At 63.2% G+C, this 13,892-nt stretch carries 14 protein-coding genes; 8 read left to right on the forward strand and 6 right to left on the reverse strand.

The genetic code is table 11. The features are described 5' to 3' along the window. Positions 1-206: 206 nt before the first annotated feature. Together QZ656_RS23080 and QZ656_RS23085 are read right to left on the reverse strand one after the other, a co-directional pair. On the reverse strand, positions 207-1,727 hold the full coding sequence (locus QZ656_RS23080) for a transposase family protein (protein WP_291991619.1): 1,521 nt from the start codon (positions 1,725-1,727) through the stop codon (positions 207-209). Beyond that, positions 1,724-2,632, reverse strand: a complete 909-nt coding sequence (locus QZ656_RS23085) for a DUF4338 domain-containing protein (protein WP_291991618.1) — start codon at positions 2,630-2,632, stop codon at positions 1,724-1,726. The genes QZ656_RS23080 and QZ656_RS23085 overlap by 4 nt, the downstream gene beginning before the upstream one ends. A gap of 227 nt (positions 2,633-2,859) precedes the next feature. Here QZ656_RS23085 and QZ656_RS23090 point away from each other — a divergent pair, with 227 nt between their 5' ends. After that, on the forward strand, positions 2,860-3,693 hold the full coding sequence (locus QZ656_RS23090) for a crotonase/enoyl-CoA hydratase family protein (RefSeq protein ID WP_291995584.1): 834 nt from the start codon (positions 2,860-2,862) through the stop codon (positions 3,691-3,693). 20 nt (positions 3,694-3,713) lie between these two features. After that, on the forward strand, positions 3,714-4,649 hold the full coding sequence (locus tag QZ656_RS23095; protein WP_291995585.1) for an AEC family transporter: 936 nt from the start codon (positions 3,714-3,716) through the stop codon (positions 4,647-4,649). 32 nt (positions 4,650-4,681) lie between these two features. On the opposite strand, the gene folE is transcribed toward QZ656_RS23095, so the two are convergent. Beyond that, positions 4,682-5,326 carry a GTP cyclohydrolase I FolE gene (folE, locus tag QZ656_RS23100; RefSeq protein WP_291995586.1) on the reverse strand — a complete coding sequence of 215 codons (645 nt, stop codon included), beginning with the start codon at positions 5,324-5,326 and terminating at the stop codon, positions 4,682-4,684. 241 nt (positions 5,327-5,567) lie between these two features. Between folE and QZ656_RS23105 the strand changes: the two genes are divergently transcribed. Both QZ656_RS23105 and rlmJ read left to right on the forward strand, forming a co-directional pair. Beyond that, entirely contained in the window at positions 5,568-6,812 is a 1,245-nt protein-coding gene (locus QZ656_RS23105) for a nitronate monooxygenase (RefSeq protein WP_291995587.1), read from the forward strand. An 80-nt stretch (positions 6,813-6,892) separates the two neighbouring features. Continuing rightward, a complete protein-coding gene (gene rlmJ, locus QZ656_RS23110; protein ID WP_291995588.1) occupies positions 6,893-7,738 on the forward strand; it encodes a 23S rRNA (adenine(2030)-N(6))-methyltransferase RlmJ in 846 nt (281 codons plus the stop codon). Between the two features lie 54 nt (positions 7,739-7,792). On the opposite strand, the gene QZ656_RS23115 is transcribed toward rlmJ, so the two are convergent. The 3 genes from QZ656_RS23115 to QZ656_RS23125 all read right to left on the reverse strand — a co-directional run bounded on the left by QZ656_RS23115 (position 7,793) and on the right by QZ656_RS23125 (position 10,237). Next, the gene (locus QZ656_RS23115) at positions 7,793-8,161 is read right to left on the reverse strand and encodes a nucleotide pyrophosphohydrolase (protein ID WP_291995589.1); all 369 of its coding nucleotides are present in this window, start codon (positions 8,159-8,161) and stop codon (positions 7,793-7,795) included. Between the two features lie 4 nt (positions 8,162-8,165). Continuing rightward, positions 8,166-9,149: an aldolase/citrate lyase family protein gene (locus QZ656_RS23120; protein WP_291995590.1), complete on the reverse strand. Its 984-nt coding sequence runs from the start codon at positions 9,147-9,149 to the stop codon at positions 8,166-8,168. A gap of 101 nt (positions 9,150-9,250) precedes the next feature. Continuing rightward, positions 9,251-10,237, reverse strand: coding sequence for a malate dehydrogenase (locus QZ656_RS23125; RefSeq protein ID WP_291995591.1), 987 nt, complete (start codon positions 10,235-10,237; stop codon positions 9,251-9,253). A 270-nt stretch (positions 10,238-10,507) separates the two neighbouring features. Here QZ656_RS23125 and QZ656_RS23130 point away from each other — a divergent pair, with 270 nt between their 5' ends. The 4 genes from QZ656_RS23130 (at position 10,508) to sdhA (ending at position 13,882) form a co-directional block, all read left to right on the forward strand. Next, positions 10,508-11,245 (forward strand): GntR family transcriptional regulator, encoded by a 738-nt coding sequence (locus QZ656_RS23130; RefSeq protein ID WP_291995592.1) that lies wholly within the window; start codon positions 10,508-10,510, stop codon positions 11,243-11,245. A gap of 118 nt (positions 11,246-11,363) precedes the next feature. Next, positions 11,364-11,756: a succinate dehydrogenase, cytochrome b556 subunit gene (gene sdhC / locus QZ656_RS23135; RefSeq protein ID WP_291995593.1), complete on the forward strand. Its 393-nt coding sequence runs from the start codon at positions 11,364-11,366 to the stop codon at positions 11,754-11,756. Continuing rightward, positions 11,750-12,097 carry a succinate dehydrogenase, hydrophobic membrane anchor protein gene (gene sdhD, locus QZ656_RS23140; protein ID WP_291995594.1) on the forward strand — a complete coding sequence of 116 codons (348 nt, stop codon included), beginning with the start codon at positions 11,750-11,752 and terminating at the stop codon, positions 12,095-12,097. The genes sdhC and sdhD overlap by 7 nt, the downstream gene beginning before the upstream one ends. After that, positions 12,098-13,882, forward strand: coding sequence for a succinate dehydrogenase flavoprotein subunit (gene sdhA, locus QZ656_RS23145; RefSeq protein ID WP_291995595.1), 1,785 nt, complete (start codon positions 12,098-12,100; stop codon positions 13,880-13,882). The last annotated feature ends 10 nt before the right edge of the window (positions 13,883-13,892 follow it).

A 13,892-nucleotide genomic window follows, 5' to 3' on the forward strand; every position in this document is an offset into this window, starting at 1 on the left:
AGCACTTGCCGGTTACGCCCACTTTCGCCGCCGAGGCGGCCAGATGGGGGTTGGCTAGCGGCAAGGGAGCGCTTGCGGCGCGGGGGTTTGGTGTTGTCAGTGGGACAGGAGAGGTCGAGGGAGCTCCGTTACGATCGCCAGGCGAGCCTTTCCCGGCGCGGGGTGCGCCGCGCTTGGGAAGATGTGTTGGGCAGGCCTGGGCAAGGTTATTCGAGTTGCAGCAGGAACGGTTCGGCGAGAAGCAGACGCAGGCGTGCTGGGTCAAGCCAGGGCGCAGCACAGGAATTACGGATGAAGGCGATGGCGCCGCGCACACCGAGTTCTTGATAGAGGTTGCGTAACTGCCGGGTGAAACGTGCCAGGGTATTGAACACATGCGCCAGGCGCATGAGGAGGTGATAGCCTTTCATGGCATTCCAGTCGAGGGCAAAGGCATGCTCGTAGTGGTAGCCCTGATGTTTTTCGACGAGGAAGCCCGCTTCGATGCCCCAACGGTGGCGGGCACCGAGGTTGCAGCGCTCATGGACATTGTCTTGTCTGAGCGGTTGGCTGGAGAGCCAGGCGTGGCGCGATGTTTCGGTGACGGTCCTGGCCTGTTCATCGATCTTTTCCCAGCTTTCCTCACAGACCACCAGGTTCAGCTTGAGACGCTGACGCCCGTTGGCCGCGAAGGCGTAGTCGATGTCGTTGACCCAGCTGAAGTGTTGTCGGCGCCTTCCCCAAGCGCGCTGCACGGCTTGTGGCTTCAGGGCGTGGAGTGCGCGGAACTCCTGCCAGACCGTGGACAAATCCTTGTCCTTAAGCACGATCATGAACTGCCAGTGGGCGCGCAAGCAGCGCTGCATCACCGGCCCGTTGGCGTAAAGGCCGTCGAGCAGGAGCAGGATCGGCAGGCGGGGGAACAGCGTCTTGAGCCGGTCGCTCAAGCGCACAAAGCCGCGCAGCTCGCAGTCCTGCTTTTGTGCTTCGGTATCGCCCAGCGCGTGTTCGAGGAACTCGCTGAGCAGTGGGACGACCAGGCCGTTGTGGAAAGCCAGGCTGGCCTCGAGGACGTAGACGAAGTACTGGGTGTGGCGGGTTTCCTCTTTGCCGACGGTGCGCTGGAGGAGTTCCTCCGCCCAGAGGGTGTCGCCGGCGACCTTCTGCGAGCCGTCGATGGCGATGGGGTAGCAGTGGTTGATCAGATAGCGGCGGAAGCTCTTGCCGCGGATCAGCCGCTTCACCAGATCGACGTGGGCCTGCTCAAGGTGGTCAAGGTCGATGTCGCGCAGCAGCCGAAACAGGGTGTCGGCGTGTGGTAGGGTCTCGATCTCCGGGAACAGCAGGTGGAGGTTGGCCATGAACTGGGGACGGGATATTTCGCGGTTGGTCTCGCGCCGAGAGGAGAACTGAAAGACGAACATCAGCAGACCGTAAAGCAGCAGCGCGGTCAGCTTGTGGCGGCGCTTCCTGGGGTCTCTCGGGTCGGGAATTTGTTCCAGTTGCTCGAGCAAGGCGGGTAGCTCTTTGCGCAGGAGACGCGTCTTTTTGCTCACGGCGTCCTCGCGGGCCTCCCTTTCCTCGCCGACGGTCGCGAAGGCTGAGCATCGGTTGGGCAGAGAAGTGGGGGAGTGGAGGACTTGTCCACTCGCGCGCCGTTTCGCGTTCAGTGCCTTTTCCTGCCGTTTCTTCTCTGAGCGCAGCTCCTTGAGGGCAGCGCGTGTCGGGCGACGGCAGGGTTTGCTCATGGCCGGGAGCTCCCAGGGGCGGCACACAGCCGGTCGCGACAATCGGCGCTCAGCGGTTTGAGCCACACCTGGCGGGGCGTGCTGCGATACGACTGGCCGGGGCGGGCCAGCCCGCGCCCGCTGGTTGCCCCGAGCAACTGCCAACCGGCCGCGCGGTAACAGGTGCCGGTATAGTGACGAGGATCGACGAAAGTCTCCAGCAACAGGGGCTCGAAGCCCCAGTGATCGAGCCAGTCCGCGCGTGCGCGGCGCGCGAGTTGTCCGAGCACATGACTGGCCAGATGCGGCACCCGGACGTGGGGAAAGATCAGGAAGCGGCTGTTGTTCACCACCCGCGCCAGGTTCTCGCGGCGGGCCTGGGCCGTCCAGCCGATCCAGCGGTCGCGCACGGCGACCGCGCGGGCAGCGCCGGCCAGCAGGACGCTGCCGAGCCGCCGGTCGCCCGCCGTGATGAAGTAGCGCAGGCGGTAGCCGAAGGCCCCCTGGAAACCCAGTGGGTGCCAGCGCGCCACCAGCGCATCCCACTGCGCCACCAACGCCGCGTCGCGAACGACTTCCAGGCAGACCGGTGCGAGTGCCGACAGGGCGCAGTGCACGGGAAGCTCCCCGGTGACCGTATCTACGGGTGCCGCGGGCGGCGCGCAACGGCGTGCTGACGACGGCCTTATCGCCGGCAGTGTCAGCAGCCCGGCCGCCTGCAAACGCTCCAGAAACTCCAGGCAGGCGCTGATCTTCGCCGTCCCTGTCAGAGTGGTCCACCCCAGGTGCTCGCAGACCGTCGCCGCCAACTCCTTGCGCGCCAATCCCGGCAGCCACGCCACCGTCCCGCACACCTCGGCGATCTCCGCGGCGCTGAATACGCGACCGCAGTGCACCCACTCCCCTTCGCTCGTTGCAACCACCACGATACCTCCGGCTGAAACGTGGACCAATGACCCTCCACCTATCCTGCCAGAAGTCCCCCCGGCTGTCTAGCTCCCTTGTGCGAAACCTTTTTTGCCTGCCCACCGCAACGCCTTGCCAGTACTGGGCTGGCGCAGTCATGCTTCAGCGCTGCCTGCGAGGTCGCGCGAGCGGCAGCCCGGGTGCTAAGGTCTTGCCGTCCAACGACCCGATTCTTCAGGAGAACGACTTGATTACCGCCACCGTCATTCCCCGCTTGACGACCATCGCCATCGAGCTGCAAGACGGGCTGGCCGAAGTGCGGCTCAATCGGCCGGAGCGCTCGAACGCGATCAACGAAGCGATGTGGCAGGACTTGCGCAACGCTTTCAGCTGGGCCGATGCGGCGCCCGAGGTGCGCGTCGTCGTGCTCGCTGGCGCTGGTGGCAATTTCTGCGCCGGGATCGATCTGTCGATGCTCGCCAGCGTCGGCAGGGCGGTCGCGCACGCCGACCCGGCGCGCAGCCACGAGGCGCTGCGACGGGTGATTCTCGACCTGCAGGATTGCCTGGCGAGCATCGAGCGTTGCCGTAAGCCGGTGTTGGCGGCGATTCAGGGCGCGTGCATCGGCGGCGCGATCGATCTGGTGAGTTGTTGCGACATGCGTTACGCGGCCGCCGACGTGCAGTTTTCGGTGCGTGAAATCGACGTCGGGATGACCGCCGACGTCGGCACGCTGCAGCGACTGCCGCGGCTCGTAGCCGACGGCATCGCGCGCGAGATGGCTTATACCGGCCGCAACGTCGACGCCTTCGAGGCCAAGCTGATCGGGCTGGTCAACCAGCTCTTCGAGACGCCCGAGATTCTGCTCGAAGGCGTTCGGGCGATTGCTCGAACGATCGCCGCCAAGTCGCCGCTGGCGATTCGCGGGACCAAGGAAATGCTCAACTACGGGCGCGACCACTCGGTGGCCGACGGCCTCAACCACGTTGCTACCTGGAACGCGGCGATGCTGATTTCGGCCGATCTCGACGAGGCGATGGCAGCGCTGCACGAAAAGCGGCCGCCACGCTTCGGCGACTGAGCGGCGCTGGCTGATCGGCCATGGATACCTTTGTTCACCACGTCGCGCTGGCGGCGCCGCTATTCGTTCTGGTGCTCGTTGGCTACGTCTTGATGCGCGGTTGTGGCTGGCCGCCGTCGATGTCGGAAAACCTGACGCGCTTCGTTTTCTCGGTGGCGCTGCCGGCGATGCTGTTCCGGCTGATGAGCGACTTCTCGAAGTTGCCGGCGGTAGACGCGCGCTTGCTGATCGCCTTCTTCGGCGGCTGTCTGATCGTCTTCGCGATGGGTCGGCTGCTCGCCTTGCGGCTGTTTCAGCTCGACGGCACCGGCCAGTCGGTGTTTGCGATGGGCGGCGTGTTCTCGAACAACGTCCTGCTCGGTTTGCCGCTGGCCAAGCTCGCCCTCGGTGAAGCGGCCGTCGCGTCGGTCGCCCTGGTGCTGGTGTTCAACGCGCTGATCCTGTGGACGCTGGTCAGCGTGTCGATCGAGTGGGCGCGCCACGGCAGCTTCTCGGTGCAGGGTTTTGCCGCGACGGCGCGTGGCGTGCTGACCAATCCGATCGTTGTTGGCATCCTCTCGGGCGCGCTTTTCGGGCTGAGCGGCTGGCCTTTGCCGTCGTTGATCGCGCAGCCGCTGGGCTTGCTGGCGCAGGCGGCCGCGCCCCTGGCGCTGATCGCTCTGGGCATGGGGCTGGCCGAATACGGCGTGCGCAGCGGCTGGCGGATCAGCGTCGCCATCTGTTTCCTGAAGCTCATCGTGCAGCCGCTGGTGGTCTGGCTGCTGGCCGTGCTGATCGGCCTGCCGGCGATGGAAACCCGCGTCGTCGTCCTGCTGGCGTCGCTGGCCGTCGGCGCCAATGTCTATTTGATGTCGCGGCAGTTCAAGACCCTTGAGGGGCCGGTCGCCAGCAGCCTGGTGTTGTCGACCGCGCTGGCGGCACTGAGCACGCCGCTGCTGATGACCTTGACCGGCTGATGACTGGCGGCTGATCCGGCGCGCTCGTTCACTCAGTCGCTCCGGCGGCCACCGGCGATGGCGCGCAGGAACTCGTTGCGTGCCTGCGGCGAGTTCTCGAATTCGCCGACGAATGACTGGGTGATGACGCGTTCGTCGCCGCGCCGGTCCTCGCCAAGGAGCAGGCACAACTGCTCGGCTTCGACGACGCAGGCGGCGCCGCGTGCCTTGCCGTGCTGCATCAGCGCTTCGGCGATATCGCGCGTCATCCATTCCTGGTACGTGAAGCGATGGCCGATGGCGTCGACCAGCCGCGCGATGCGGCCAAAGCCGTGCAGGCGGCCGCCCGGCAGATAGGCGACGTGCGCCAGGCCGCGAAAGGGGACCAGGTGGTGCGGGCAGACGCCGTGCACGGCGATGCCACGGATCACTACCAGATCGCCGCGGTGATCGGCAAAGCCTTCACCGAGCGCTGCGGCGGGGTCGAGGTCGTAGCCGCCGAGCAAGCGCTCTTGCCAGAGTTGGCGTACGCGTTGCGCGGTGCGCCCCATGTGTGCGCCATCGGCGGCGACGCCGCAGGCCTTGAGCAGGTCATCGATCGCGCGCTCGAAGGCCGCGGCGTCAAACGCTGTCTGGCGCGCGATACCGATCTCGCGGGCGTCGCCGGGTGGCTGGTCGTGGCTGCTACAGTCGGACATGGCGGTCTTCCGGTTGAAGTCTACAGCGCATGATACACGCCTCGGCCAATCACCCGTGCTGGCGCGCCGCTTGCTGTCGCAGCGTCGGTAAAGTGCGCAGAAAGCCACTGACGATGGTGATTTCATTGCTTGCAGAGAGCCATAGCGGCCCGGGATGAGCGATAATGGCGAGCTCGTGGGGATTGCGGTGATCCCCTGGCCAGCACGCTGAGGACGCTGGCCCGGGTTGGGAAGGATATGGATGAAGAGCGTTGATGATTTCCGCTTGCAGTTCGGCGACAAGGAACTGGTGCCGATCATGATTGGCGGCATGGGCGTCGATATTTCGACGGCCGAACTGGCGCTCGAAGCGGCACGACTGGGTGGCGTTGGACACATTTCCGATGCGATGGTCAATACCGTCGCCGATCGGCGATTCAACGCCAAGTTTGTCAAGGACAAGCTCAAACAGTACAAATTCAACGTCGCCAATTCCGACAAGTCGGTCGTTCGCTTCGACCTCGGGCAGCTCGCCGAGGCGACCCGGATGCACGTCGGCAGGACCATGGAGGCGAAGCGCGGCGAAGGCCTGATCTTCGTGAACTGCATGGAAAAGCTGACCATGAACTCGCCCCGCGAGACGCTGCGCGTGCGCATGCAGGGGGCACTCGACGCTGGCGCCGATGGCATTACGCTGGCTGCTGGATTGCACCTCGGCTCGTTCGCCCTGATCGAAGACCATCCGCGTTTTCGTGATGCCAAGCTGGGGATCATCGTCTCGTCGCTGCGCGCCCTACAGCTATTTCTGCGCAAGACGGCGCGCTGCCAGCGCTTGCCTGACTACGTGGTGGTCGAAGGGCCGCTGGCTGGCGGCCACCTCGGATTTGGCATGGATTGGGCGCAATACGATCTGGCGACGATCTTCGCCGAGATTCATCGTCACCTGCAGGCCGAGCAACTCGATATTCCGGTGATTCCGGCCGGTGGCATTTTTACCGGCAGCGACGCGGTGGCTTTTCTCGAACAGGGTGCGGCGGCGGTGCAGGTGGCGACGCGGTTCACCGTGTCGCGCGAGTGCGGTCTGCCCGAGGACGTCAAGCAGGAGTATTTTGCAGCGACCGAGGATCAGATCGAGGTCAACCAGATCTCGCCGACCGGCTACCCGATGCGCATGCTGAGTAACAGCCCGGCGATCGGCGATGGGATTCGACCGAACTGTGAAGCCTACGGTTATCTGCTCGACAGTAGCGGCAATTGCTCGTACATCAACGCTTACAACCGCGAGGTCGAGGCCAATCCGGGTGTCAAACGCATCTCGGTCAAGGACAAGACCTGCCTGTGCACACAGATGCGCAATTTTGATTGCTGGACCTGTGGTCATTACACGTATCGCCTCAAGGATACGTCTCGCCGCTTGCCCGACGGCAGCTATCAGCTGCTGAGCGCCGAGCACATTTTCCGCGATTACCAATTCAGCACCGACGGCCGCATCCTGGCCGCCGAGTAGGCCGCCAACAGTCCGGGCTTTCCGGACATTGCGCGCCGTCGCGCTTGCTGCTTGTTGTCAGAGCGAAAGGGCATTAGCCGATGCTCAGCTATCGTCACGCCTTTCATGCCGGCAACCACGCCGATGTCCTCAAACATCTGGTGTTGGTGCAGCTGACACGTTATCTGGGTCGCAAGGACAAAGCCTTCTGGTACGTCGATACGCACGCCGGAGCGGGCTCGTATGCGCTCGATTCGGTGCAGGCGACGAAGCTCGCCGAGCACCGGCAGGGCATCGGCCGGCTGTGGGGGCGCAAGGATCTGCCGCCAGCGGTCGCCGACTATTTCGAGTTGGTGCGCGCAATCAACCCGCGCGGCGGCCTGGAGGCTTACCCGGGGTCGCCCGATTTCGCGCTGGCGACGATGCGCGAGCAAGATCGCTTGCGCCTGTTCGAGCTGCACAGTCGCGACGTGCTGCGCCTGCGCGAGCATTTCGAGCGCTTTGGCACGCGCGTGCTGGTCGATCACAGCGACGGTTTTGCGGGCTTGAAGGCCTTGTTACCGCCACCGACACGGCGCGCGCTGGTCCTGATCGACCCGGCCTACGAAGAGAAGCAAGACTACGAGCGCGTCGTGCATGCGTTGAAGGATTGCCTGCAACGCTTTCCCGGTGGCAGCTACCTGTTGTGGTACCCGCAACTGACACGCCTTGAAGCGCATGATTTGCCGCAGCGGCTCAAGCGTTTGCCGGCGCGCGACTGGCTGCACGTCACGCTGCGCGTCAGAACGCCGGCTGCCGACGGTTTCGGGATGCACGGCAGCGGTCTTTTCGTGATCAATCCGCCATGGACGCTGCAGGCGACGCTGCGGGAAGTCATGCCGTGGCTGGTCGAGGTGCTGGCAATCGACAGCGGCGCGGGGTTCACGCTCGACAGCCAGGAATCCTGAGTCGGTCACTGCAGAAGTTGCGCCGCGGCGTGCTGCTGCCTGCGGCGGGGCTGATCAGCCTTGGTCGTCGGGCCGGCTGTGCGAGTACTTCCGGCTCGATCCGTAGCTGACTTCGACAGGGTACTTGCGGGCATTCTTGAGCAGCTTGGCGCTGGCCGCGTCCTCGAGGTCGATGCCGGCGTTCTCGGCGATCAGCAGCAGGTAGATCAGCACGTCGGCACATTCGTCGCGCAGCGCTTCCTGCGCTTCGCCGTCTGCGCTTAGCGCCGCCATCTCGGCATCGCTCTTCCACTGCGTCAGTTCGAGGAGTTCGCTGGCTTCGAGATTGAGCGAAACGATCAGATTGCGCAAGCTGTGGAACTGCGCCCAGTTGCGCTGGTCGCGAAACTCGAGAACCTTGGCGGTCAGCGCCGGCAGGTTCATCGTTTCAAGCGAAAAAACGCTGCTGCGCGTCGTCGGGGAGTGGCATGCCGGTTGCGTGAGCGCGGGCCAGCAACTCCCAGTAGTAGCGGTACGAAGCGCGGTCGTGCAGTCGTCCGTGATGCCGGATCGGTCCCCAGTCGCCGTCCTGCGCGGCGATCAGGATGGCGACGGCGTCTTCGACTTCCGAGAAGTCGGGACGCATCGCTTCGACGATTGGCACGATCTGATTGGGGTGAATGCTCCACATCCGCAGGTAGCCGAATTCATTGCGTGCGCGCCGCGCATCGTCGCGAATGACTTCGAGGTCACGGAGTTCGGTGGTGACGTTGTGCGACGGTACGGCGCCGTTGGCCAGCGCAGCAGCGGCGATTTCGCACTTGGCACGGACGATCAGCGGGTGCTCGAATTGTCCCGGGCTACGCATCGCCGACGCCGGGATGGCGCCGTGGTGGCCGCTGACAAAGTCCATCAGCCCGAAATCGAGCGATTCGACTTGCGGTAGCGCGGCGATCTCCCACACGTCGCGCAAGGCGCCGTAGGTCTCGATCAACACATGTACGGGGATCTGGCGGTCGACGCCGGCGGCCGCTGCGGCGTCGGTCAGGACGCGCAGCTGATGGCGCACGTCTTCGCCGCCATTGACCTTTGGCAGCGTCACGAAGGCCAGGCGTTGGCCTGCGCCAGCGACGATGATCTCGATATCCTGTTGCCAGCCATGGTGCGCGATATCGTGCACGCGGACGCCAAGGCGGTGGTGTCGATTGCCTGAACTCATGATCAGCTCGGCGACCATCTCGGCGTGCTCGCGGTCGGCGCCGGCCGGCGCGCCGTCCTCACAGTCACAGGTGATGTCGAAGATCGGGCCGAGCTCGTTCTGCAGCTGCAAAGCCTTGTTGATCAACTTCTCGGAGCCCGCATAGTGGTCGACGGCGGGGATCATGGGGAACGGCTTTTCGCCGGCGAAGAGGACTTGGCTGGGATGGCGCATGGTGTTTTCGACGCGTCTGGTTCTCGGGAAGGCACTATTCTACCGCGCGGCAGGCGAAAAAAAGCCGCGGACCGGCCGCGGCTTTCGGAAGCGTGTCTGACTTACAGCATCGCCTTGACGGCTTCAGCTTCGTCGGTCAACTCCTTGAGCGTCTTGTTGATCTTCTCGCGCGAGTAGCCGTCGATCTCGAGACCCTGGATGATCTTGAACGAACCGCCCTTGCACTCACACGGGAAGCCGAAAACGATGCCGGCGGGGATGTCATACGAGCCGTCGGAGGGAACGCCCATGGTCACCCACTCATCGGAACCGAGTACCCAGTCACGCATGTGGTCGATCGCCGCATTGGCCGCCGAAGCCGCCGAAGAGAGGCCGCGGGCGTCGATGATCGCGGCGCCGCGCTTGCCGACCGTTGGCAGGAAGACGTCGTTGTTCCACACCGGATCGTTGATCAGCGCCTGCACCTTGTCGCCGTTCGACGTGCAATTGCGGTAATCGGCATACATCGTCGGCGAATGGTTGCCCCAGACGACGAGTTGCTTGAAGCTGGCTACCGGCCGATCGGCCTTGGCGGCCAGTTGCGAGAGGGCGCGGTTGTGGTCGAGGCGCAGCATGCCATGGTAGTTGGCGGGATTGGTGCGGCCGACTTTCTTTGCCGCCGAGCCAGCGATCAGGGCGTTGGTGTTGCAGGGGTTGCCGACGACCAGAACGCGTACGTCTTCCTTGGCGTTTTCGGCAATCGCTTTGCCCTGCACGGTGAAGATGGCGCCGTTGGCGGTCAGTAGGTCGGCACGTTCCATCCCCGGGCCGCGCGGCCGTGCGCCGACCAGCAGGCAGACGTCGGCGTCCTTGAAGGCGACGTTGGGGTCGTCGCTGGCGAACATGCCGGCGAGCATCGGGAAGGCGCAATCCTCAAGCTCCATGATCACGCCCTGGCAAGCTTTCTGGGCTTGTGGCAGGTCGAGCAGCTGGAGAATGACCGGTTGATCTTTGCCGAGCATTTCGCCGGAGGCGATCCGGAAAAGCAGGCTGTAACCGATTTGACCGGCAGCGCCGGTGACCGCGACGCGCATGGGGGCTTTGGACATGATGCGGCTCCTGTTGTGTGGGAGTGAGTGGAAAGAGGTCGAGAACGAGAAAAAGGCAGAGGGACGAGAAAAGCGAACGGGGACCGTGCGCAGAAGAAAGCAGAAGATGATCGTTTTCCCCCACAGCCCGTTCTCTGCGGGGTGCGCCAAACCGGGGGAATGATAAAACCCAAAAGCGCGAAGTGTCAAATCTATATTATGTCTTATATATGATGTTTTTCAAGGGAACAGGATGGACGGGCGGCGCAAATTATGCTGAAATGACGCTCCATGAATCGCCCTCCGTCATTGCATTCGCCGACGTTCAGCCCGCTCTACCGGCAGATCAAGGAATTGATCCTGCGCAATCTGGAATCGGGCGAGTGGGGTCCCGGTGACCCCATCCCAAGTGAGTCGGAACTCGCTGGGCGCTTCGGCGTCAGTCAGGGAACCGTCCGCAAGGCGATCGACGAAATGGCAGCCGAGAACCTGTTGCTGCGGCAACAGGGCAAGGGGACCTTCGTCGCGACGCACAAGGATCCGGGGTCGGCTTTTCGTTTTTTGCGCCTGCTCCCCAATGATGGGGCGCTGCAGGTTTCCCGAAGCGTACCGCTCGAATGCTGGCGGGCCAAAGCTGGCCCCGATGTCGCTCGTACGCTGGCCATCGAGTCCGGTGCGCCGATTACCATCGTCAGGCGCCTGTTGAAGCTGGACGACCAACCGGTGGTCTTCGACGAGATCTATCTGCCCAGCGAGCTGTTCCCGGACCTGTCGCTTGAAGTGCTCGGCCTGGGCGAATCGCTGTATGGCCTGTTTGAAAGCCGCTATGGCATTTGCATGGTCCGTGCCGACGAACGGCTGCGTGCGGTAGCCGCCGACCGGGTCAGTTCCGAGTTGCTGCAACTTGCCGAGGGAAGTCCGCTGCTGCTGGTCGAGCGCGTCACCTTCACCTACGGCAACAAGCCGGTCGAATGGCGTCGCGGATTCTATTCGACACGCAATCATCATTATCGCAACGAACTGGGATGAACGCCTATGGCAAGCGTTTCGGGTAGGTCAGGTACGCCTGGATAGTTTATAATCCGGCGTGGTATTCGGGGGTCAAACGCCGCAGATGCGGCTGTATTACACATGAGGGATGACGTTCATGGCAGAACTGGCAATCAAGAAAAAGCGTCCAAAGAATCTGGACTTGCCCACCATCAGGCTACCGCTTCCAGGTGTCCTTTCAATTCTTCACCGGGTCAGCGGCGCAGCGCTCTTTTTGCTGCTGCCCTTCCTGTTATGGCTGTTTCAGAGCAGCCTGAGCTCTCCGGAAAGCTTTGCCAGCTTCAGCGCGGTGGTCGGTCATCCGCTGGTCAAGATTGTCCTGCTGGGACTGATCTACTTCTACATGCATCACTTCTGCGCCGGTATTCGCTACCTGCTGCTCGACATGCACAAGGGCATAGACCTCGAGTCGGCGCGTCTTTCGAGCAAGATCGTATTTGGCGTCAGCATCGTTCTGACCCTGATCGTGGGAGTTAGAGTGCTATGGTAAATCGCATACTCGTCGGGGCGCACTACGGCCTCAAGGACTGGGTCATCCAGCGCGGTACAGCCATCGTGATGGCTGTCTACACCGTCATCTTCCTGGTCGTCATCGGTGCTGTCGGACCGAATTCCTTCGAAACCTGGCGCGGCGTCTTCGCCAACGGTTTCATGAAGTTCGCCACCTTCCTGTTCTTTGTCAGCCTTTTCTATCACGCCTGGATAGGCGTTCGCGATATCTGGATGGACTACGTCAAGCCAGATGGTCTGCGTTTGCTGATGATGATGGCGACAGCTGCGGTGCTGGTCGGTTACGCCGGCTGGGCGGTTCAGATTCTGTGGAGAATGTAAGTGAGCAAGCAAAGCATACCGGTACGTAAATTCGATGCAGTAATCGTTGGCGCAGGCGGTTCCGGGCTGCGGGCGGCGATTCAGCTTTCCGAAGGTGGCCTGAAGACGGCGGTGCTGTCGAAGGTCTTTCCGACGCGTTCGCACACCGTCGCCGCGCAGGGCGGGGTCTCAGCTTCCCTGGGTAACTCGGAGGAGGATCACTGGCATTGGCACATGTACGATACGGTCAAGGGTTCCGACTGGCTCGGCGACCAGGACGCAATCGAGTACATGTGTCGCATGGCGCCCGAGGTGGTCGTCGAGCTCGAGCACTTCGGCATGCCGTTTGACCGCACCGACGAAGGCAAGATCTACCAGCGGCCTTTTGGCGGCCACATGTCGAACTTCGGTGAGAAGCCGGTTCGTCGGGCCTGTGCTGCCGCCGACCGCACCGGGCACGCGATGCTGCACGCGCTGTACCAGCGGAACGTGCGCGCCAATACGCAGTTCTTTGTCGAATGGATGGCGCTCGATCTGATCCGTGACGAAGCGGGCCAGGTGCTCGGCGTCCTCGCCCTGGAAATGGAAACCGGCGAAGTCGTTGCTTTTCACGCCAAGGCCACTGTCTTCGCAACCGGCGGTGCCGGCCGCATCTACTACTCGTCGACCAATGCTTTCATCAATACCGGCGACGGTCTGGGGATGGCAGCGCGCGCCGGTATTCCGCTCGAGGACATGGAGTTCTGGCAGTTCCACCCGACCGGCGTCGCCGGCGCTGGTGTGTTGATCACCGAGGGGGTGCGCGGTGAAGGTGGCATCCTGCGCAACTCGGACAACGAACGTTTCATGGAGCGTTACGCGCCGAACGCCAAGGATCTGGCTTCACGCGACGTCGTTTCGCGCGCCATGGTCACCGAAATCAACGAGGGTCGTGGCTGCGGGCCGAACAAGGACTTCGTCCTGCTCGACATTACCCACCTCGATCCGGCGACGATCATGAAACGGCTGCCGGGAATTCGCGAGATTTCGATCCAGTTTGCCGGCATCGACCCGATCAAGGCGCCGATTCCGGTGGTGCCGACGTGTCACTATCAGATGGGCGGTATTCCTACCAATTACAAAGGTCAGGTCGTCAGTCCGGACGGCACGCCGGTCAAGGGCTTCTACGCCGCCGGTGAGGTCGCCTGTGCTTCGGTGCATGGTGCCAACCGGCTGGGCACCAACTCGCTGCTCGACCTGCTGGTCTTCGGCAAGTCGTCAGGCGATTCGGTGATCGACGACGTCAAGTCGGGCGCGATCGCGCTCAAGGATTTGCCGGCGGGCTACGCCGAGCGCACGATGGCGCGTCTGGACCGCCTCAACACGCAGACCGGCGGCAGCAATGTCAACGAGACCCGACTCGATCTGCAACGCACGATGCAGAAGCACTGCGGCGTCTTCCGCTTCAAGGACATGCTGCTCGAAGGCGTCGCCAAGATTACCGAGATCGAGAAGGCGGTGGCGAAGACGGAAATCAAGGACAAGTCGCAAGTCTGGAATACGGCGCGCGTTGAAGCGCTGGAACTCGACAACCTGATTGAAGTGGCCAAAGCGACGCTGGTTTCGGCCGAGGCACGTAAAGAGTCGCGTGGTGCGCACGTCCGTGACGATGCGCCCGATACGCCGGAAAATCCAAACGGGCGTGACGACGTCCTCTGGCACAAACACACCCTGTGGCATCGCGAGGGGAGTCGCCTGAGTTACAAGCCGGTGACCATGACGCCACTGTCTGTCGAAACCATCGCGCTGAAGACGCGCTCCTACTGATCGCGTACGC

The sequence above is a fragment of the Candidatus Accumulibacter sp. ACC003 genome, from assembly GCF_907163085.1.
Lineage (GTDB): Bacteria > Pseudomonadota > Gammaproteobacteria > Burkholderiales > Rhodocyclaceae > Accumulibacter.

Bases quoted from the DNA above. Each gene is read 5' to 3' on its own strand.
- QZ656_RS23080 (WP_291991619.1), bottom strand. From the start codon at position 1,727: ATGAGCAAACCCTGCCGTCGCCCGACACGCGCTGCCCTCAAGGAGCTG.
- QZ656_RS23095 (WP_291995585.1), top strand. From the start codon at position 3,714: ATGGATACCTTTGTTCACCACGTCGCGCTGGCGGCGCCGCTATTCGTT.
- folE (WP_291995586.1), bottom strand. From the start codon at position 5,326: ATGTCCGACTGTAGCAGCCACGACCAGCCACCCGGCGACGCCCGCGAG.
- QZ656_RS23105 (WP_291995587.1), top strand. From the start codon at position 5,568: ATGAAGAGCGTTGATGATTTCCGCTTGCAGTTCGGCGACAAGGAACTG.
- rlmJ (WP_291995588.1), top strand. From the start codon at position 6,893: ATGCTCAGCTATCGTCACGCCTTTCATGCCGGCAACCACGCCGATGTC.
- QZ656_RS23115 (WP_291995589.1), bottom strand. From the start codon at position 8,161: ATGAACCTGCCGGCGCTGACCGCCAAGGTTCTCGAGTTTCGCGACCAG.
- QZ656_RS23120 (WP_291995590.1), bottom strand. From the start codon at position 9,149: ATGCGCCATCCCAGCCAAGTCCTCTTCGCCGGCGAAAAGCCGTTCCCC.
- QZ656_RS23125 (WP_291995591.1), bottom strand. From the start codon at position 10,237: ATGTCCAAAGCCCCCATGCGCGTCGCGGTCACCGGCGCTGCCGGTCAA.
- QZ656_RS23130 (WP_291995592.1), top strand. From the start codon at position 10,508: ATGAATCGCCCTCCGTCATTGCATTCGCCGACGTTCAGCCCGCTCTAC.
- sdhC (WP_291995593.1), top strand. From the start codon at position 11,364: ATGGCAGAACTGGCAATCAAGAAAAAGCGTCCAAAGAATCTGGACTTG.
- sdhD (WP_291995594.1), top strand. From the start codon at position 11,750: ATGGTAAATCGCATACTCGTCGGGGCGCACTACGGCCTCAAGGACTGG.